Source organism: Endozoicomonas euniceicola (assembly GCF_025562755.1).
Taxonomy (GTDB): domain Bacteria; phylum Pseudomonadota; class Gammaproteobacteria; order Pseudomonadales; family Endozoicomonadaceae; genus Endozoicomonas_A; species Endozoicomonas_A euniceicola.
Genome location: NZ_CP103300.1, coordinates 3,628,937 through 3,648,327, shown reverse-complemented (window position 1 = coordinate 3,648,327; position 19,391 = coordinate 3,628,937). Strand labels below are relative to the sequence as shown.

General features: G+C 49.5%; 16 protein-coding genes. 4 read left to right on the top strand and 12 right to left on the bottom strand.

Annotated features, from left to right (window positions below):
* Window positions 1–93: 93 nt before the first annotated feature.
* The 5 genes from NX720_RS14880 to dapB all read right to left on the bottom strand — a co-directional run bounded on the left by NX720_RS14880 (window position 94) and on the right by dapB (window position 8,318).
* Window positions 94–1,902: an MGH1-like glycoside hydrolase domain-containing protein gene (locus NX720_RS14880; protein ID WP_262595591.1), complete on the bottom strand. Its 1,809-nt coding sequence runs from the start codon at window positions 1,900–1,902 to the stop codon at window positions 94–96.
* A 318-nt stretch (window positions 1,903–2,220) separates the two neighbouring features.
* Window positions 2,221–2,697 carry a transcription elongation factor GreA gene (gene greA / locus NX720_RS14875; protein ID WP_262595590.1) on the bottom strand — a complete coding sequence of 159 codons (477 nt, stop codon included), beginning with the start codon at window positions 2,695–2,697 and terminating at the stop codon, window positions 2,221–2,223.
* On the bottom strand, window positions 2,694–5,915 hold the full coding sequence (gene carB / locus NX720_RS14870; protein WP_262595589.1) for a carbamoyl-phosphate synthase large subunit: 3,222 nt from the start codon (window positions 5,913–5,915) through the stop codon (window positions 2,694–2,696). Before carB ends, greA begins: the two co-directional genes overlap by 4 nt.
* A gap of 82 nt (window positions 5,916–5,997) precedes the next feature.
* Window positions 5,998–7,140 carry a glutamine-hydrolyzing carbamoyl-phosphate synthase small subunit gene (gene carA / locus NX720_RS14865; RefSeq protein WP_262595588.1) on the bottom strand — a complete coding sequence of 381 codons (1,143 nt, stop codon included), beginning with the start codon at window positions 7,138–7,140 and terminating at the stop codon, window positions 5,998–6,000.
* 368 nt (window positions 7,141–7,508) lie between these two features.
* Complete coding sequence (dapB, locus tag NX720_RS14860) at window positions 7,509–8,318, bottom strand: 4-hydroxy-tetrahydrodipicolinate reductase (protein ID WP_262595587.1); 810 nt, start codon at window positions 8,316–8,318, stop codon at window positions 7,509–7,511.
* Window positions 8,319–8,455: 137 nt separating this feature from the next.
* On the opposite strand from dapB, the gene NX720_RS14855 reads away from it, so the two are divergent.
* The gene (locus NX720_RS14855; RefSeq protein WP_262595586.1) at window positions 8,456–9,457 is read left to right on the top strand and encodes a hypothetical protein; all 1,002 of its coding nucleotides are present in this window, start codon (window positions 8,456–8,458) and stop codon (window positions 9,455–9,457) included.
* Window positions 9,458–9,459: 2 nt separating this feature from the next.
* On the opposite strand, the gene NX720_RS14850 is transcribed toward NX720_RS14855, so the two are convergent.
* Window positions 9,460–9,663 carry a hypothetical protein gene (locus NX720_RS14850; protein ID WP_262595585.1) on the bottom strand — a complete coding sequence of 68 codons (204 nt, stop codon included), beginning with the start codon at window positions 9,661–9,663 and terminating at the stop codon, window positions 9,460–9,462.
* 143 nt (window positions 9,664–9,806) lie between these two features.
* Between NX720_RS14850 and NX720_RS14845 the strand changes: the two genes are divergently transcribed.
* Window positions 9,807–11,228 (top strand): C2 family cysteine protease, encoded by a 1,422-nt coding sequence (locus NX720_RS14845; RefSeq protein WP_262595584.1) that lies wholly within the window; start codon window positions 9,807–9,809, stop codon window positions 11,226–11,228.
* Between the two features lie 182 nt (window positions 11,229–11,410).
* On the opposite strand, the gene dnaJ is transcribed toward NX720_RS14845, so the two are convergent.
* The 3 genes from dnaJ to grpE all read right to left on the bottom strand — a co-directional run bounded on the left by dnaJ (window position 11,411) and on the right by grpE (window position 15,500).
* On the bottom strand, window positions 11,411–12,565 hold the full coding sequence (gene dnaJ, locus NX720_RS14840) for a molecular chaperone DnaJ (RefSeq protein ID WP_262595583.1): 1,155 nt from the start codon (window positions 12,563–12,565) through the stop codon (window positions 11,411–11,413).
* Window positions 12,566–12,738: 173 nt separating this feature from the next.
* On the bottom strand, window positions 12,739–14,664 hold the full coding sequence (dnaK, locus tag NX720_RS14835; protein WP_262595582.1) for a molecular chaperone DnaK: 1,926 nt from the start codon (window positions 14,662–14,664) through the stop codon (window positions 12,739–12,741).
* A 236-nt stretch (window positions 14,665–14,900) separates the two neighbouring features.
* Window positions 14,901–15,500, bottom strand: a complete 600-nt coding sequence (gene grpE / locus NX720_RS14830) for a nucleotide exchange factor GrpE (RefSeq protein WP_262595581.1) — start codon at window positions 15,498–15,500, stop codon at window positions 14,901–14,903.
* A 214-nt stretch (window positions 15,501–15,714) separates the two neighbouring features.
* On the opposite strand from grpE, the gene recN reads away from it, so the two are divergent.
* Entirely contained in the window at window positions 15,715–17,385 is a 1,671-nt protein-coding gene (gene recN, locus NX720_RS14825; protein WP_262595580.1) for a DNA repair protein RecN, read from the top strand.
* 113 nt (window positions 17,386–17,498) lie between these two features.
* On the opposite strand, the gene fur is transcribed toward recN, so the two are convergent.
* Window positions 17,499–17,906, bottom strand: coding sequence for a ferric iron uptake transcriptional regulator (gene fur / locus NX720_RS14820; protein ID WP_262595579.1), 408 nt, complete (start codon window positions 17,904–17,906; stop codon window positions 17,499–17,501).
* A 97-nt stretch (window positions 17,907–18,003) separates the two neighbouring features.
* On the opposite strand from fur, the gene NX720_RS14815 reads away from it, so the two are divergent.
* Window positions 18,004–18,369 (top strand): outer membrane protein assembly factor BamE, encoded by a 366-nt coding sequence (locus tag NX720_RS14815; protein WP_262595578.1) that lies wholly within the window; start codon window positions 18,004–18,006, stop codon window positions 18,367–18,369.
* Between the two features lie 80 nt (window positions 18,370–18,449).
* On the opposite strand, the gene NX720_RS14810 is transcribed toward NX720_RS14815, so the two are convergent.
* Together NX720_RS14810 and NX720_RS14805 are read right to left on the bottom strand one after the other, a co-directional pair.
* Window positions 18,450–18,776 (bottom strand): RnfH family protein, encoded by a 327-nt coding sequence (locus NX720_RS14810; RefSeq protein WP_262595577.1) that lies wholly within the window; start codon window positions 18,774–18,776, stop codon window positions 18,450–18,452.
* 12 nt (window positions 18,777–18,788) lie between these two features.
* On the bottom strand, window positions 18,789–19,367 hold the full coding sequence (locus NX720_RS14805; RefSeq protein ID WP_262595576.1) for a type II toxin-antitoxin system RatA family toxin: 579 nt from the start codon (window positions 19,365–19,367) through the stop codon (window positions 18,789–18,791).
* Window positions 19,368–19,391 lie beyond the last annotated feature (24 nt).

The window sequence follows — 19,391 nt, the reverse complement described above, 5'->3', positions numbered from 1 at the left end:
CGGGCTGAACCACCCACCCCGGCACCTGGCATGCCGGTTTGCTATTGACCTGTTGCTTAACAGGCTGAGTCTCAATAGCAATACCGGCCAAACTTACTCAGCCGTCAAATTGATTATTATTGTATTTTCAGGATTGTCTTTGGGAACAATCCGTAGCCGCCGAACAGGAGAGTCTTTTGGCAACACGCCTGCAACAGAAATATGATCCCGACTTAACGGCTCACCAGCTCTCCCTGCCACCGTAATATCCAGCGACTGAGAACCAATAAAAAGCTGTTTAACACCATGCTCATCAGTACGACTCAGATACCATACAAGTTCATCTTTGCGAACATCCAGCCCCACGGCAACTTCCTGCATAACGCCAATAGGCCCCAGGCCGCCCCAGCCCACAAAATTTCCTTTGGCTTCTGCGTCCTTGCCAGTGACATCCCGTCTTAACCCCGCCCCTCCACTTGTCGGACTGTTGTATTCATAAATTCTTTTTTCCACTCCGGGTAACGGGCAAGAGTGAGCTCCATCGTCAGGGTTTTTCCTGCATGTTTCCATATCACCTTTTTCTTTGTCCGCTCCAAACATGGTTTTAGCAAGATTTTTCAAATAACGTTCGCTGGCACTGACCGCTATGGTCCAGGCTTCGGGAACAGGCTCAGCATATTTCATCAGCCCCTTAAGCGTCATATAAACCAGTGGCGGCCAGACCCCACCCCGCCAATAATCACCCGATTCATAAAACTTTTCGTCTGTCCGGGCAAGAGCCGGAAAAGGCATGGGGGTATTGAAATACTTTTTATTCTCCAGGTAATCCAGCATTTCTTTTGCCTGGTTATGATCGGCTATTTCTGCATACAGCCCCCAGTAAGCAGACAATGTATACTCCTGAGATTTATTATTACAATTTTTAAAAGCATTAAAATAGAAGCCAACTTCTTTATTCCACAGGCATTCATTGATTCTGTCCTTAAGCTCTTTAGCTTTGCCCTGGTAAGACTGCTGCTCTTCTTTCTTATTAATTTCTTTAGAGATACTGGCCATGGCATCGTAATGCAGCTTCATCTGGGCTGAAATATCAAACATGGCAAGATTTCGCTTCAGGTCCATATCCATAACACTGCGCCGATGAGGGTAGTAATCCCAGATATTTTCCTTGAATTCCTGACCCTGAAGCTTAAATGAAGAGGGCAAGTTATCCATGCCTGACCCCATATTCCCCTGCGTGAACAACCCGACCAAGTCACCACCTTCAATCTTTCGATTCTTTTCCAGCCACTCGGTATGCGCTGCAAGCACGTTATATACTGCACTTAGCCTGGCCTTGTCCCGGCTTAGAAGAAAATGTCGCCACTCTGCATGAGCCGCTAGCGGCGGGTTACTACTGTTATCCTCACAGTAATCTTTTCTAACTTTAACCTTTAACCCTTCAACCCACGCGTAAGAATCATTGTCATGAATAAAAATTGAAGTTCCGGGAAAAAAACGCACCTCACTACCGTCTGGCGCAATTTCTCTGGGGATAAAGCCGTCAGGGTGTTGCTGCTTGTAAAAACAGTTCAAACCGCCCAGTGAACTGAATGTCTGGTGAGCATAAAGACCAAAACCAAGGCTGATAAAAGCCTGATCCCAGAAAAACTCATTTCTGGAGAAACTGGCACTGACTCTTGGAGAAACAAAAGCTTTCGATTCGGGTTCTTTCGATGCGGACTGTACGTTGTTAAAAAATGCTTCCCAGGTGTATTGGTTTAATTGCTCCCACTGCTTTTCGGCTGGCAGGTGGACTTTCGGAACCAACTCATGCTTATCAACACCGGGGAGGGCTGAAGAAAAACCAGCCAGGTCAAACCGGCTCCCATAATCAGGGTTCGACGGAAAAGACAGCACTTTTTCTCCGACCCAAAGTGACATCACCTCCCCAAAAGCCGGCAATGACAAAAACACCAACCCAACAAACGCGCTCCACAACTTTTGCGACAACTGCCGCAACAACCGCTGCAGAAGATGACCCAAAGTCGATGACAAAAATAACCCCGATCGTATTTTTCTGGACAGGGAAGTCATAGCAAAACCCGCCGAATAATTACTGAACGTCTTAGAATAGATTAAAAACGGCTGTACACCAGAAAAGTCCGCAGTGGCAGTGGTTGTCTTGTTTTACAGGCACAAAAAAGCCGCACCCTAAAAAGAAGCGCGGCTTTTTTTCAAGATCAACCGGTCAATACATCGTCAGATGTACTTCACCTCATCAATCTCATACTCGATAGAACCTGACGGCGTGCTCACTACCACAACATCACCTTCTTCCTTACCCACCAGGGCGCGGGCGATGGGCGAGTTGATAGAGATACGACTGGCTTTTATATCCGCCTCATCATCACCAACAATTTTGTATTCCACTTCACTGTCGTCATCCAGATTGACCAGAGCGACCGTGACACCAAATACAACCTTGCCATTCTGCGTCAGCGTGGCGACATCAATCACCACTGCATTCGACAGCTTCGCTTCAATATCATTAATGCGAGCTTCCATCAGACCCTGCTGCTCACGGGCAGCGTGGTATTCAGCGTTCTCTTTCAGGTCACCCAGCTCTCTTGCTTCCGCAATCGCCTGAGAAACACGAGGCCGCTCAACACCTTTCAGTTGTGCCAGTTCTTCGCGGAGGGCTTTTTCACCCTCTACCGTCATGGGGTATCGATTCATCCAGTCTTACCTTCGTGCAGATCCTGAAGTCGTCTGACTGTTTTTTCCGAACCAAAAGCGATGGCCCGGGCAATAGCTTCTGCACCCGCCATAGTGGTGGTATACAGAACCTTGTTGGTCAGAGAAGAGCGACGGATTTTATACGAATCCGCTATCGCCTGACGACCCTCTGTAGTATTTACCACAAAGGCTATATCACCGTTAACGATGCTGTCCACCAGGTTAGGACGACCTTCCATTACCTTACGGGTGTAGGTCACCGGCAAACCGGCCTCCTCAATCACACGGGCAGTACCGCTGGTAGCGACCAACTCAAAGCCAGTATCCATCAGCAGGCGCGCCAGCGCCGGAACCGCTGGTTTATCCAGGTCACGGACACTGATGATCACCTTGCCGCCTTTTGGCAGAGACATATTCTCAGCCAGCTGCGCCTTATAATAGGCTTCCGGGAAGGACTGACCAACACCCATTACTTCACCGGTAGACTTCATCTCAGGGCCGAGAATCGGGTCAACACCAGGGAATTTGTTGAATGGGAAAATCGCCTCTTTCACGCAGAAATACGGAGGAATGATCTCCCTGGTGAAGTTCAGCTCTTCCAGAGTCTTACCCATCATAACCCGTGCTGCAACTTTCGCCAGTGAGTGACCAATACATTTGGACACAAATGGCACAGTACGGGACGCACGAGGGTTAACCTCGATCACATAAATCTGGTCGTCCTGAATCGCCAGCTGCACGTTCATCAGACCGATAACGCCCAGCTCAATGGCCATATCACGAACCTGTTCACGGATCGCATTCTGCACACGCGGACTCAGGGAGTACGGAGGCAGGGAACAGCCTGAGTCACCGGAGTGAATACCGGCCTGCTCAATGTGCTGCATGATCGCACCGATCACCACATGCTTACCGTCGCATACAGCGTCCACGTCCACTTCTACCGCGCGGTTCAGGAAGAAGTCCAGCAATACCGGGCTGTCGTTGGATACTTTCACCGCAGAAGACATGTAGCGACGCAGCTCATCTTCACCGGCAACAATTTCCATGGCCCGACCACCTAGAACGTAGGATGGACGTACAACCAGCGGGTAGCCGATTTCTTCTGCCTTCTTAACCGCTTCTTCAACACTGCGAACGGTAGCGTTTTCAGGCTGAAGCAGCTTCAGCTTCTGGATCATGGCCTGGAAACGTTCACGATCTTCCGCACGGTCAATGGCTTCGGGACTGGTACCAATGATTGGCACACCTTCACGCTCCAGCGCCCGCGCCAGTTTCAGAGGTGTCTGACCACCGTACTGAACGATAACGCCTTTTGGCTTCTCAACATCGATAATCGCCAGCACATCTTCCAGAGTAATAGGTTCGAAGTACAGACGGTCCGATGTATCGTAGTCGGTAGAAACAGTTTCCGGATTACAGTTGACCATAATGGTCTCATAACCGTCTTCACGAGCCGCCATCGCTGCGTGAACACAGCAGTAGTCAAACTCAATACCCTGACCAATACGGTTAGGGCCACCACCGATCACCATGATCTTGTCACGGGAAGACGGATCGGCTTCACACTCTTCTTCGTACGTGGAGTACATGTACGCTGTCGTAGAAGCAAACTCTGCCGCACAGGTATCGACACGCTTGAAGACCGGCTTGATATCAAGTACACGACGATGACTGCGTACTTCGTCTTCAGCAACATTCAGCAGCTCAGCCAGACGGGCATCGCTGAAGCCTTTGCGCTTCAGGCGGAACATCTGATCCGCAGAAATATCCTTCAGGGAAGTCCCTTGCAGCTTACCTTCTTCACGCACCAGGTCTTCGATCTGAACCAGGAACCATGGGTCGATCATGCACTGTTCGAACACAGACTCAACGGTCATGCCGGCACGGAAAGCGTCGGCCACATAGTAAGGGCGATCAGCCTTTGGCGTTACCAGCCCAGCCTTAATGCGATCCAGCGCGCCTTCAGCGGTCACATCGATGATTGGATCAAAACCGTTAGCGCCGGTTTCCAGACCACGCAGGGCTTTCTGCATGGACTCCTGGAACGTACGACCAATGGCCATTACCTCACCCACGGATTTCATCTGTGTGGTCAGACGGTCGTCAGCCTGTGGGAATTTCTCGAAAGCAAAGCGAGGAATCTTGGTAACAACGTAGTCGATGGCTGGCTCGAAGGAAGCCGGAACCACACCACCGGTGATTTCGTTTTGCAGTTCGTCCAGGGTGTAACCCACCGCCAGTTTGGCCGCCACTTTAGCAATCGGGAAACCGGTCGCCTTGGAAGCCAGGGCAGAAGAACGGGATACACGGGGGTTCATTTCGATGACGACCATACGGCCAGTATCCGGGCAGATACCAAACTGTACGTTAGAACCACCGGTCTCAACACCGATCTCGCGCAGTACCGCAATGGAAGCGTTACGCATGATCTGATATTCCTTATCAGTCAGCGTTTGCGCTGGCGCGACCGTAATGGAGTCACCCGTGTGAACACCCATTGGGTCGAAGTTCTCAATGGCACAGACGATGATGCAGTTATCGTTGCGATCACGCACCACTTCCATTTCGTATTCTTTCCAGCCGATCAGGGATTCGTCGATCAGCAGCTCGTTGGTCGGAGACAGGTCCAGGCCACGCTTACAGATCTCTTCAAACTCGTCACGGTTGTAGGCGATACCACCACCGCTGCCACCCATGGTGAAGGACGGACGGATAATACAGGGAAAACCCACTTCTGCCTGAACGCCCCAGGCCTCATCCATGGTGTGAGCAATACCGGCACGAGGTGTTTCCAGACCGATGTTCTTCATCGCCTTGTCGAACATCTCGCGATCTTCAGCCTTGTCGATGGCGTCACGGCTGGCACCGATCATCTGAACGTCATACTTGTCCAGAATGCCTTTATGGAACAGGTCCAGCGCGCAGTTCAGGGCGGTCTGCCCCCCCATGGTCGGCAGAACCGCATCCGGGCGCTCTTTGGCAATAATTTTTTCAACGCTTTCCCAGCGAATTGGCTCGATGTAGGTCGCATCGGCCATCACCGGGTCGGTCATGATGGTCGCCGGGTTGGAGTTCACCAGAATGACACGGTAGCCTTCTTCTTTCAGCGCTTTACAGGCCTGGGCACCGGAATAGTCAAATTCGCAAGCCTGACCAATGATGATGGGGCCGGCTCCCAGAATAAGGATGCTTTCAATATCAGTACGTTTCGGCATCGTTGCTCTCGTAACTTGTGGTCAAGCTCCGACGCTGGTTATTCAGCGCCAGAGCTGGCTAGGAGTATTTTGTCAGTCGCGATCAGGCTGTATGCCTGGACAGCTCATCAATAAAGCGGTCAAACAGGCAGGCTACATCGTGCGGTCCGGGACTCGCTTCAGGGTGCCCCTGGAAGCTGAACGCCGGACGGTCTGTCAGCTCAATGCCTTGCAGACTGCCATCAAACAGAGACTTATGTGTCGCACGAACGTTTTCCGGCATGTCTTCCTCAGACACTGCGAAACCGTGGTTCTGACTGGTGATCATTACCGTGCCCTTGTCCAGATCCTGAACCGGATGGTTAGCGCCGTGGTGACCAAATTTCATTTTTTCAGTCTGGGCGCCACTGGCCAGAGCCAGCAACTGGTGACCCAGACAGATACCAAACACCGGGATACGGGTTTCCAGAATCTCGGTAATCGCTTCAATCGCGTAAGTACACGGTTCGGGATCACCAGGACCATTGGACAGGAAAACACCATCCGGGTTCATCGCCAGTACGTCACTGGCGGGGGTTTTAGCCGGAACCACCGTCAGGCGGCAACCACGCTGTGCCAGCATACGCAGAATGTTCTGCTTCACACCGAAGTCATAAGCCACCACGTGGAATGGTTGTTTAGCAACGGTTTGATGGCTGTCAGTTTCCAGCTCCCAGACACCTTCAGTCCACTCATAAGGCTGTTCAGTGGTGACTTCCTTTGCCAGGTCCATACCCTTCAGACCAGGGAAAACACGGGCTTTCGCCAGAGCCGCCTCAACATCAATACTGTCACGGCTTTCACCGGTCATGATGCAGCCATTCTGCGCGCCTTTTTCACGCAGAATCCGGGTCAGACGACGGGTGTCGATTTCCGCAATAGCGACAACATTCTCACGACGGAGGTAATCATCAAGGGAAAGCTGGTGACGCCAGTTGCTGGCAATAAGAGGAAGGTCACGAATAACCAGTCCGGCAGCATGAACACTGGAAGATTCATTATCAAGAGGAGTGATGCCGGTATTACCAATATGGGGATAAGTCAGGGTGACGATCTGACGGGAATAGGAAGGATCAGTGAGAATTTCCTGATAGCCTGTCATGGCTGTATTGAAAACAACCTCACCACTGGTTTCGCCATCAGCTCCGATGGCAATGCCCCAGAAAAGACTTCCGTCTTCGAGGGCCAGAACGGCAGACTTAGTCAATGGGTCCTCCCAAACTTCGACCTGTTATATCCTACGGCAGTAACAGCGATCAGTGCTGGTAATGCTCAGATGGATAACAAATGGGATTGCGCGGCAATCGTGACAACCAGCGAACTTATGGACACGCCCAAAAAAAGCGAGAGGTTAAAATACCGTCTCGCTTTCTTATCAGCTTAATCCGTACCATTCAAAACCAGTCGGAAAGCTAATGTCTTGTTACCATGATACGGCCACTCTAAAAGTGTACGTATTTGTTCATAACTGCCTGCTGCCACACACGCAACAAATCAAGTGCAAATTTTTCGCATTGAAACACAAAAAAATTGCACTGTCTACATTTTCATCGAGCCACTTCTGTTAAGCAAGAATCAATTCAGTCCTAAAACATCCTGCATGCTGTAAAGACCCGCTGGCTTACCTGCCAGCCAACGCACAGCCCTTAATGCACCACGGGCATAGATCACACGATTACTGGCTTTATGGGTAATTTCAACCCGCTCACCTTCCGAGGCGAACAGCACCGTATGATCGCCAATCACATCTCCGGCACGAATGGTTGAGAAACCAATGGTTTCACGCTCACGAACACCGGTAACGCCTTCACGACCATAAATAGCACACTGTTTCAAATCCCGACCTACGGCATCCGCCACAATTTCACCCATGGCCAGGGCAGTTCCGGAAGGTGCGTCCACCTTGTTGCGATGATGGGCTTCAATAATTTCAATATCCGCGTCTTCATCCATGATACGCGCGGCAGTTTCCAGCAGTTTAAACACCAGGTTCACACCGACACTCATGTTAGAAGCGAAGACGATGGAGATATCCCTGGCTGCTTCCTGCAACCGGGCTTTCTGCTCATCACTCAAGCCCGTCGTGCCAATCACAATGCTCTTGCCATGCTCACGACACAGTTCAACATTGCTCAGGGTAAAAGCAGGCGTGGTAAAATCAATGACAGTATCAAACTGGTCAACAACATCAGACAGCTGCGGCGACAACTTCACACCCAGAGCACCCACACCCACCAGCTCACCCGCATCAACACCCAGCAGACTGCTACCGGGTCGTTCTATGGCAGCGCCCAACTCTACCCGTTCATCAGCGGCAATGGCCTCGACAAACATTCGCCCCATTCGACCCGCAGCGCCAACGATAGCAATTCTTGTTTTTGACATGAGCTTCTCCATGACTCCAGACTTTAGTCATTCAAGCGGACAGTCTAACGCCAGAAAAGCAAACGGCAAGCCTCACTCTCAATACCTTCAAAGATGTCTATATTGATGGGCTCCAGTCACGTTAGGAACTATCTAATATGCGAAGTTGTTATTTTTTATGGATGCTCGTTATTGTCGGGCTTATAAGCACCATGGCTTATTCAAAAACCAACGCTCCGGATAATTTTCTTTTGTTACATTACTCAAGCCATTCAGTTGGATTTCAGCACATTCCTCTGCCTGCAAGCACTGGCGACCCCAATACCTACGCCCCGGTTATTTACAACACAGAGCAAAACCACTTCTTTACAGTGACCAGCCTGCCCGGATCACCTGCGACCACAATAACCCTGTTTTTTGACGATGCTGTAGAGCTGGTTACCTTTGAAAGTGGCATTTCGGTAACCGTTAGCCAGATCAGGAATAATAAATATCAGGTCGACATTAACCTGTCAGCCAGCAAACAAGGAAGAACCCGCGCCTTTTCCCTGACTGGAGCAGGCACTCTTGACATAGAAAAAAATAAAGTCAATGGCCAACCCCGGCAACTCAAGCCACTTTTTAATGGCTCACAACACAAAGGCGTAAAAAAGACAACAACGACAGCTGAACAATGGGGACACATAGTTCGCTATCAGGGACAGCTAAAATCCGACCTGTACAGCGAGCAACAAGCATGGCTTCAACAACCAACACCTTCCACAGCAGTGGTAATGATAGTAATAAAAAAAGACGCCCCCTCCCCCCCGGCAGCGAACGAAGGGGAAAACACTCAGTCAGGTAGTGAAAGCGGAACGGGTGATCAGCCTCCAACCTCCACCCAGGAGGCCGACCCAGCCAGCAATAATAGTGATGATAACACAGCTGATTTAGCGCTATACCGTACGCTTCAGATATTGGATCATCTTATAGGAATGATTTATGTATCAATAGACCCAATACACTTTACGTCACGGCCTCCTGAAGAAAAGAATGAAACCAAGGATACAACCACCACATCACAATCCTGCGATTCAGAAGTTACAAAAGAAGATAGCAGCAGAGACAAAAAAGAGGATCCGGACGACCCATCCGGCGGCAAGCCTTTTGCCGTAAATTAAACTTAAAATAAACGATAAAAGACATTTTTCACATAAAACCAAAGACAAAAAAAGCGGCTATAAAAGCCGCTTTTTTTTGTGTCTGAATCGCCAAATCCGGAGGCCATAGCGTCGAAGAATTTCTTCACCCCTTCAAAGAAGGAGGTTTTCTTTGGAGACTGACGCTCTTCGCCTTCTGCTGCAAAGGTATCTTTCAATTCCTGCATCAACTCTCGGAACAGTAAGATAACCAGTACAGCAAAAACCTGTAAGGGAACCTTTTTTAATAATTTCCATCTAATTTTGATAAATAATTCTCAGCAGCCATGAAAGACTCATGCTGTAAATACCCAAACCGGAGATATTTGTTATGAAAAAATGGAGTTTTTTCTTAATCATCCTGATGTCCACTCTGGCTCTGGCCGAAAATTCAGAATTTAAAGCGACTCACGATACGGCTCTTAAACATCTGAATATGATAATGAACAGCTACGATACGGATGAGGATAAATTACTGTCATATCCAGAATTACTTGAAGCATACCACGCTCCCTACCTTAGCAATGAAACGTATGAAACCATTCAGTTTTTGCTGGTCAACTTCAATCAGTTGCAATACCCCGGCACAATAGGGATTAACGAGTACAGTATTGAAATGGAGAAGCAAAACGGCCACTTTCTGGAAATTAAAGGTGACAGCCATGAGGGTAAGGATGAGGATAAAGATCATAAATTCTGGTTAGACTGGCTAAGCCTTGATGATCACAAAGCATTTTCTGAGCAGTATTTAAAACTCTTCCCCAATGGGCTTGGCAGCATTACGCCTCGCAACATTATTCAGAACAAATACGATGACTGCGTGCTGATTGCAGCACTAGCCTCACTTGCCAGCTCACAGACGGGAAAAAGAGTTATTTTTAATTATTTTAAAGACTTTCAGCAGGATGATGTGGTGATTAAGTTTCCGGGATTTGAGGGACAAACTTTTCACCTGCCAGTCAAATCGACAGACACATTTGCCGCAAAATCCAGAGATTACGCTCTATGGCCTGAAATTATTGAAAGCGCCATGGCCAGGGTTCTGGAAATTATGAAACACACTCCACGAAATATAAATATCTTAAAGCTGCGTCATTCTAACAAATACACGCTTGATGCTGTTTGTTATTTTAAGGCATTTATAATATTAACAAAAACAACATTCGTTCATTTCATCACATATTTAAACAACAACAACAAAAAAAAATTACATGAATTATTAAAAATACTTATGAGATCAGGTGGTATAGCCACTCTAAGCAAGGAGACTGATAACGATCCTTATCATTCACTTCGAGACCTATCCAAAAAACACGCTTACGCCATCATCAAATACGAACCTGAAACAAAAATACTGACTCTGAAGGATCCTTATGGCTTTTCAAGAGTTAAAAGAAAAACTAATTCCTTTGAAATTTATCCAAACGCAATAATAGAGACAATATTTAATTTTGATCCTTATAAAGGAACAACAAAAATATATTCTTTAGCTACAGCCTTTAATATGATTGAACAAATTTCAAACCGTACTGATGCAACACCCTCTGAAAAAATACATGCTTCAGTGTTAAAAACCACGTTAACAACAAAGGTAGACATGGATAAAGTTGATTACGCATCACTCGTTGAAAACCCTGAAGAGGTTCCGATATTAAGCGGGGAATTTAGAATTTCGCTCGATGAAGCCGTAGAACATTTTGATACATTTTTTATGAGTGCGAGTAATGGCTCTGAATCTCATACAGAAAAATAAAGAATAATTTTCTACCTCTGATGAACTATGCGAGTACTGTCAGTAACGACTAGCAAGTGAAAATATCGGCAAGCGGAAGACCGGCTTTCTTTGATCTGACTGTTAAAGCCCCACCTACGCCAGAACCTACACCGTTATAATTAGGTTCTGGCTACAGCCCTTTATTTACAGGCTATTGTTGGTTAGGAAGCCATATCGTCGAAGAATTTCTTCACCCCTTCAAAGAAGGAGGTTTTCTTTGGGGACTGACGCTCTTCGCCTTCTGCTGCAAAGGTATCTTTCAATTCCTGCATCAACTCTCTCTGGCGCTCAGTCAGCTTCACCGGCGTCTCAACGACTACACGACACATCAGGTCGCCACGACTGCCACCACGAACCGGCATTACACCTTTGTCACGCAGGCGGAACAGCTTACCGGTCTGAGTTTCCTTTGGAATCTTCAGCTTAACCCGGCCGTCGAGGGTTGGTACTTCCAGTTCACCACCCAGAGCAGCGTCAACAAAGGTAATCGGCACTTCGCAATACAGATTTTTGCCGTCACGCTGGAAGATCGGGTGATCCGCCACACCTACCTGCACATACAGGTCGCCGGAAGGACCACCGTTAACACCCGCCTCGCCTTCGCCGGATAAACGAATACGGTCGCCAGTATCAACACCCGCAGGCACTTTTACAGACAGCGTCTTGTATTCCTGCACACGACCTTCACCGTGACATTCACGACAAGGGTCTTTAATCATCGTGCCGGAACCACGGCAATCCGGACAGGTCTGTTGAACCGCAAAGAAGCCCTGCTGCATACGCACTTGCCCCATACCACCACAGGTGTTACAGGTGGTGGCCGACGTGCCTTTTTTGGCCCCCGTGCCATGACAGCTGCCACACTCATTCAGGGTTGGGATGCGAATCTTCTTAGTCGTACCTTTAACCGCTTCTTCAAGGCTCAAATCCAGCTGGTAACGCAGATCGGCACCACGTTGCACACTGCTGCGGGAATGACCGCCACCGCCACCAGCACCAGCACCGAAGATATCGCCAAACACATCACCAAAGATATCACCGAAGCCACCAGCACCGGCGCCAAAGCCACCGTGTCCGCCACCCATGTTCGGGTCAACACCCGCATGACCATACTGGTCATAAGCCGCACGCTTCTGATCATCAGACAAGATTTCAAACGCTTCGTTGACTCCCTTGAAGTGCTCTTCAGCGTCTTTGTCATCAGGATTACGGTCAGGGTGATACTTCATGGCCATTCGGCGGTAGGCCTTCTTGATTTCCTTGTCCGAAGCACCCTTTGCTACGCCGAGAACTTCGTAATAATCACGTTTTGCCATCAGTAAAACCCTGAGAGCTGCGGCGCTTGTACCCGCAGACTCTTAAATATTCTTAACCGTTTTCACACCGGGAACACTCCCGATCATTTAATCTTTTTGTTAAATGCAACAACGCGGGAATAATCCCGCGCTGTCGTTTAACTCACTTCATACCGCAGCGCGGAATGCCGTGTTTACTTCTTGTCTTCTTTCACTTCTTCGAACTCAGCGTCAACAGCGTCGTCCGCTTTGGCAGAAGCGCCTTCCTGCTTGGCAGCGCCCTCTGCCCCAGCCTGCTGCTGAGCTTCAGCGTACATCTTCTGAACCAGACCGGAGGACGCTTCAGACAGAGCTTTGCTCTTCTCTTCGATAGCGTCCTTGTCGTCGCCTTTCAGAGCTTCTTCCAGCTCAGTCAGGGCAGCGTTGATGGCTGCTTTCTCTTCTTCAGTAGCCTTGTCGCCCGCTTCTTCCAGAGTCTTGCGGGTTGCGTGTACCAAGGCATCGCCGGTGTTGCGTGCCGCAGCCAGTTCCTCGAACTTCTTATCTTCTGCAGCGTTAGCTTCAGCGTCCTGTACCATTTGATCGATTTCATCGTCAGACAGACCGGAAGACGCCTTGATCACGATGGACTGCTCTTTACCGGTGGCCTTGTCCTTGGCGGACACGTTCAGGATACCGTTAGCGTCCAGATCGAAGCTTACTTCGATCTGTGGCATACCACGTGGAGCCGGTGGAATGTCGGACAGGTCGAAACGACCCAGAGACTTGTTCGCAGACGCCTGCTTACGCTCACCCTGACATACGTGAATGGTTACCGCAGTCTGGTTGTCGTCAGCGGTAGAGAACACCTGAGATTTTTTGGTCGGAATAGTGGTGTTCTTGTCGATCAGGGAGGTCATAACACCGCCCATGGTTTCGATACCCAGAGTCAGCGGAGTCACGTCCAGCAGCAGAACGTCTTTCACGTCGCCCGCCAGAACCGCACCCTGGATGGAAGCACCCATAGCCACGGCTTCGTCAGGGTTTACATCTTTACGAGGCTCTTTACCGAAGAATTCAGCCACTTTTTCCTGAACCATTGGCATACGGGTCTGACCGCCTACCAGGATCACTTCGTCGATTTCAGACAGTTCCAGATCGGAGTCTTTCATCGCGATGCGGCATGGCTCCAGAGAACGCTGAACCAGATCTTCTACCAGAGATTCCAGCTTGGAACGGGTTACCTTAACGTTCAGGTGCTTAGGACCGGCTGCATCAGCGGTGATGTAAGGCAGGTTTACGTCGGTCTGCTGTGCGGAAGACAGTTCAATCTTCGCTTTTTCAGCGGCTTCTTTCAGACGCTGCATAGCCAGAGGGTCGCCTTTCAGGTCGATGCCCTGATCTTTCTTGAACTCTTCTGCCAGATAGTCGATCAGGCGCAGGTCGAAGTCTTCACCCCCCAGGAAAGTGTCACCGTTGGTAGCCAGCACTTCGAACTGGTGCTCACCGTCTACGTCGGCAATTTCAATGATGGATACGTCGAAAGTACCGCCACCCAGGTCATAAACCGCGATGGTCTGGTCGCCTTTACGCTTATCCATACCGTAAGCCAGTGCCGCAGCGGTAGGCTCGTTGATAATGCGCTTAACGTCCAGACCGGCGATACGGCCAGCGTCTTTAGTTGCCTGACGCTGGGAGTCATTGAAGTACGCTGGTACAGTGATTACCGCTTCAGTCACGGACTCACCCAGGTAGTCTTCAGCGGTCTTCTTCATCTTCTTCAGGATTTCAGCGGAAATCTGAGGCGGTGCTTTTTTGTCGCCCTTAACTTCTACCCAAGCGTCGCCATTGTCGGCCTCGACGATTTTGTAAGGCACCATCTCGATGTCTTTCTGAACCACGTTATCTTTGTAACGACGACCAATCAGACGCTTGATGGCAAACAGAGTGTTATCAGGGTTGGTAACGGCCTGACGCTTGGCTGGCTGTCCCACCAGAATCTCGCCTTCATCCGCAAAAGCGATGATGGAAGGCGTGGTACGACCACCTTCAGCGTTTTCCAGAACCTTGGCTTTTTCGCCGTCCAGAATGGATACACAAGAGTTTGTTGTACCCAGGTCAATACCGATGATTTTACCCATGATGATTAATCTCCAGTGCTCTGAATCCAGAGCGTTAAATCTTTAAAACTGTTTGAATTCGGTTTGCCATTTGCCGTTGTCATCCTTTGTGCTTTACCTGATCAGAAGCCGGTAAAGCGTTTTGATGATCCGGAGGTCAATGGCCTTCGTTTTGCTATATGGGATCACCCGATTTTTTTTCAAGTGTCCGATACAGACTTTTTTCAATTTTTTAAACTAGCCGCTCTAAATAGCGGCTACTTGGAAACAACAACCATCGCCGGACGAACCAGACGGTCATTCAGGGTGTAGCCTTTCTGGAAAACATCCATGACAGTGTTTGATTCCATATCCGGATTAGGGACCATGGACATGGCCTGATGGAAATTCGGGTCAAATGGCTGACCAGCCGGATCGACCTGTTTCACGCCGGCCTTTTCCATGGCCGCCAGAAACTGCTTCAGGGTCAGGTTCATGCCTTCAATGATGCCTTCATGACTGCCTTCCGCCTGCTCCGCGCTCTCAATGCCTTTTTCCAGGCTGTCCACCACAGGAATCAGGGAGTCGACAAACTTCTCCAGGGCAAACTTGTGGGCTTTTTCAACATCCTGCTGAGAGCGGCGTTTGATGTTCTGCATTTCCGCATGGGCGCGCAGGGTCTGGTCTTTAGCCTGTGCCAGTTGTTCGGTCAGGGTTTCAACCTGCTGTTGCAGTTCGCTGCCCGCAGACTGTTCTGCTTCATCGCCAAGAGGTACACCACCTTCTTCGTTGAGCACAAACTCTTCTACTGTTTCATGCTCAGCCGCTACTGCTTCTTCAGATACCTGTTCTTCAGGCTTACCGTTTTCAACTGTCATTCCGAATCTCCGGTTGGGAGTCAAATCTCTTACTGATGGGTTATATGGGGCTGGCTTTGGGGGTTTCAAGAGAAAGAAGAAAGTTTTTTGCGAAATTATTCAGGACTAAACCGGCGTCTGGCTGAATCTTTTTTACCCCAGACCTTTACGCCGCAATGACTTCAGGTTACTGTACATATAAACAGTTATACTAAAGCAGCCTCCGGAAGCCGTTATGCTGACCCAACTGTCTATCAGCAATTTCGCCATCGTTGACCAACTTGACCTGGATATTGAATCCGGCATGACCGTTATTACCGGCGAAACCGGGGCGGGAAAATCCATTATGCTCGATGCTTTGGGACTGGCAACCGGTGACCGCGCCGACCCGGAGTGCGTACGTACAGGCTCAGACCGGGCTGAAATTCATGCCTGCTTTGATCTGACCCATTGCCCGGATGCCATTAAATGGCTGGAAAACAAAGAACTACTCAGCGACAAGGAATGCATCCTGCGTCGGGTTATAACAAAGGAAGGTCGCTCCAGAGCTTATATCAACGGCACCCCATCTCCTCTTTCTGATCTGCGCGGCATTGGTGAATTACTGGTGGATATTCACGGTCAGCACGAATCACAATCACTGCTTAAAAAAAACAGCCACCGCCTGCTATTGGACGACTATGCCAATACTCGTAAACTGGCAACAGATGTCGCCTTTATCGCCCACCAGCACAATCGTTTACAGACAGAACTGAACGAACTGCTCAACAGCCAGCAGGAACAGCACGAACGTGTCCAGCTGCTGACCTATCAGCTGGAAGAGTTTGAACAGTTATCGCTTCAGGAAGGAGAACTCACCGAACTGGAAAAGGAGCTACAGCAACTCACCCATGCCGAAGCCACATTATCAGCCTGCCATCAAATCAACCACATCTGCTCCGACAGCGACGCCGGCAACCTGCTGCAACAACTCACCCACTGTATGCACCTGCTAGGTAATCTCTCCGTTGACCATCCGGCCATTAACAGCACCATGGATATGCTTTCCTCTGCCCATATTCAGGTAGAGGAAGCGGTGGGTGAACTGAATCATTTTATTGACCACTTTGACGCCGACCCGCAACGCGTGCAGGAAGTGGATGAGCGACTCAGCGCCCTATACGACCTGGCGAGGAAGCACCGGGTTCAACCGGAAGAACTGCTGGACAAACAGCAATCACTCGCCAGTGAACTGGAAAAAATACAGTTCAGCGATGAACACGCAGACGCCCTGCAAACCAAACTGGACGACCTGACACACAAGTATCGGACCAAGGCAGAAAAACTATCTGAACGTCGTCAAAAAGCATCCCGCAAACTGGAAAAGCAGGTCATTACCCGTATGAGCCTGCTGGGTATGCCCAGGGGGCTATTTAACGTTTCGTTAACACCGAACGACACCAAAACCCTTTCCCCACTGGGGCAGGAAGACATTGAATTTCTGGTGACCACCAACCCCGGCCAACCTCCCCGCCCTCTGGCAAAAGTGGCGTCCGGCGGCGAGCTTTCTCGTATCAGTCTCGCCATACAGGTGATCACAGCCCAGACCTCTCGCATTCCCAGCCTGGTATTCGATGAAGTCGATGTTGGAATTGGTGGCGGAACCGCCGAAATCGTCGGCTCCATGCTAAGAGAACTGGGTGAAAAAAGTCAGGTATTATGCGTTACCCACCAGCCACAGGTGGCATCACAGGGGCATCAACATCTATTTGTCAGCAAGAAGCACAGCCAATCGGCTTCCAGTACCCGCATCACCCACCTTAACGGTGACCACCGTATCAACGAGATTGCCCGGATGCTGGGCGGGGTGGAAATTACCCGCTCCACACTGGTTCATGCTGAAGAGATGCTTGGACTGAGCGCATAAAAAAACCGGCAAATTGCCGGTTTCATAAAAAGTACAGTACCAAAAAGCACTGCGCCAATAATTGGAAACGCTTCTGTCAGAACCACTTTGTGCTTCATGGCATCAGCTCAAAATCAGGGTTTTTCCTTAGGCTTTACATAAAGCACAAGATTGTGATCCACAATTTCATAGCCATGTTGGTCGGCAATCTCTTTCTGCCGACGCTCAATTTCTTCATCAATAAACTCGATGATCTCTCCGCTTTCCATGCACACCATATGGTCATGATGCTCTCCACGGGCCAGCTCAAACACGGAGTGTCCGCTATCGAAGTTGTGACGAACCACCAGCCCGGCACCTTCAAACTGAGTTAATACCCGATAGACCGTAGCCAGGCCTACATCTTCTTCCGCCTCCAGCAAAGCCTTGTAGACATCTTCGGCGCTCATATGAAGTCCCTGGGAGCTTTCCAGGATCTGCAGGATTTTAACTCGCGGAAGAGTTACTTTCAGACCCGCTTTGCGCAATTCTTGATTTTCCAACACGTTTCCCTAACCTTTAACAGGTGAACCCTGCTATTATCACATTTTCGTGTAAGTATTTCATTTTGTGCAAGAAGATAGTGGAAGTCTGATACCGATGCAAAAAACTCCGGCTCTGACCGCAGCACTCCTATCTGCCGCCCTTCTGGCTGGATGCGCCAGCTCCACAGAAAGCGGCTCCAGGCTGATTAGCTTTCCAGGCGCCTACAAAATCGACATTCAGCAAGGCACAGTGATCACCCAGGAAATGGTTGATCAACTGCGTCCGGGCATGACCCGCAACCAGGTTCAGTACGTTATGGGCTCTCCCCTGCTGGAAGATGCCTTTAACCGGGATCGCTGGGATTATGTCTACAGCATGCAGCCCGGAGGTGAGAAGCGAACCCAACAGACCGTGACGATCTTCTTTAAGGATGATCGTCTGGCATCTGTTAAAGGCGACCTTCGCCCAACACCTCAATAAGCGGTCTCAGCAGGACTTCCTTTTCCAGTGCAGTCGCTGCCAAAGCATGAACGACCATTCAGAAAAACCAGGCAGAAGAATCAGGCGGAAACCTCTTTCTTCTGTTTTGCCTGAGCTGCGCGGCGTTTTCGCACTTCTTTTGGATCAGCAATTAAAGCACGATAGATTTCTATCCGGTCTCCCTTGCGAGCAGCTTGCTCAGCCGGTTTCGGCACGGCCTTGCCAAAAAGCCCGAGCTTCAGGGCATCCAGATCAAGCTCCGGAAAAAATAACTGAATCCCGGACTGTTTGACCGCTTCCAGCAGACTGGTTCCTTCTTCAACCTGAATGCTCAGGATTTTCTGTTCGCAAGGTTTGGCATAAGCCACTTCTACCCGAATTCGGGCCTTAGAATTATCACCGGTCATTATGCAGAACCTTTATTCACTACCCGTTCCATACAACTGATCAGCGCGCTGGCAGAAAGCTGCCACCATTTTGTTCATGGCCTGCCCGAACACGCTACCCAAAGCTGCCTTCAAAACCGGGTTAGACAACTCAAAATCCAGTTCCATAAATATGCTGCAGCAATCATCTCCCAGGGGCTTGAACCTCCAGACGCCCTGGAGGTGAGAAAAAGGCCCTCTCAGCAATTGCATATCTATAGACTGATTCCGCCTCATCAGGTTCCGCGTCGCAAACTCACACCTTAACCCTCCTTTGGCAATAACAAGCAACGCCTCGACCACATCTACTTCTGAAGAGGCTTCTTCTGAAGAGGCTTCTTCTGAAGAGGCTTCTTCTGAAGAGGCTTCTTCTGAAGAGACTCCTTCTGAAGAGGCTCCTTCTGAAGAGACTCCTTCTGAAGAGGCTCCTTCTGAAGAGGCTCCTTCTGAAAAGAGAACCAGAGCGTCCTGACACCAGGGTAAAAACTTGGGATAAGACTCCACATCGGCGACCAGATCATACACCTTCTCAGCAGGGTGCAAAATCAATGCAGAACGAGATACCTTAGCCATAGTTTTCCTCCTGCCATTGGCAAA

What these genes read in the sequence shown, in the direction of transcription:
- NX720_RS14880 (WP_262595591.1), bottom strand. Translation starts at nt 1,902, where the DNA reads ATGTCACTTTGGGTCGGAGAAAAAGTGCTGTCTTTTCCGTCGAACCCT.
- greA (WP_262595590.1), bottom strand. Translation starts at nt 2,697, where the DNA reads ATGAATCGATACCCCATGACGGTAGAGGGTGAAAAAGCCCTCCGCGAA.
- carB (WP_262595589.1), bottom strand. Translation starts at nt 5,915, where the DNA reads ATGCCGAAACGTACTGATATTGAAAGCATCCTTATTCTGGGAGCCGGC.
- dapB (WP_262595587.1), bottom strand. Translation starts at nt 8,318, where the DNA reads ATGTCAAAAACAAGAATTGCTATCGTTGGCGCTGCGGGTCGAATGGGG.
- NX720_RS14855 (WP_262595586.1), top strand. Translation starts at nt 8,456, where the DNA reads ATGCGAAGTTGTTATTTTTTATGGATGCTCGTTATTGTCGGGCTTATA.
- NX720_RS14850 (WP_262595585.1), bottom strand. Translation starts at nt 9,663, where the DNA reads ATGCAGGAATTGAAAGATACCTTTGCAGCAGAAGGCGAAGAGCGTCAG.
- NX720_RS14845 (WP_262595584.1), top strand. Translation starts at nt 9,807, where the DNA reads ATGAAAAAATGGAGTTTTTTCTTAATCATCCTGATGTCCACTCTGGCT.
- dnaJ (WP_262595583.1), bottom strand. Translation starts at nt 12,565, where the DNA reads ATGGCAAAACGTGATTATTACGAAGTTCTCGGCGTAGCAAAGGGTGCT.
- dnaK (WP_262595582.1), bottom strand. Translation starts at nt 14,664, where the DNA reads ATGGGTAAAATCATCGGTATTGACCTGGGTACAACAAACTCTTGTGTA.
- grpE (WP_262595581.1), bottom strand. Translation starts at nt 15,500, where the DNA reads ATGACAGTTGAAAACGGTAAGCCTGAAGAACAGGTATCTGAAGAAGCA.
- recN (WP_262595580.1), top strand. Translation starts at nt 15,715, where the DNA reads ATGCTGACCCAACTGTCTATCAGCAATTTCGCCATCGTTGACCAACTT.
- NX720_RS14815 (WP_262595578.1), top strand. Translation starts at nt 18,004, where the DNA reads ATGCAAAAAACTCCGGCTCTGACCGCAGCACTCCTATCTGCCGCCCTT.
- NX720_RS14810 (WP_262595577.1), bottom strand. Translation starts at nt 18,776, where the DNA reads ATGACCGGTGATAATTCTAAGGCCCGAATTCGGGTAGAAGTGGCTTAT.
- NX720_RS14805 (WP_262595576.1), bottom strand. Translation starts at nt 19,367, where the DNA reads ATGGCTAAGGTATCTCGTTCTGCATTGATTTTGCACCCTGCTGAGAAG.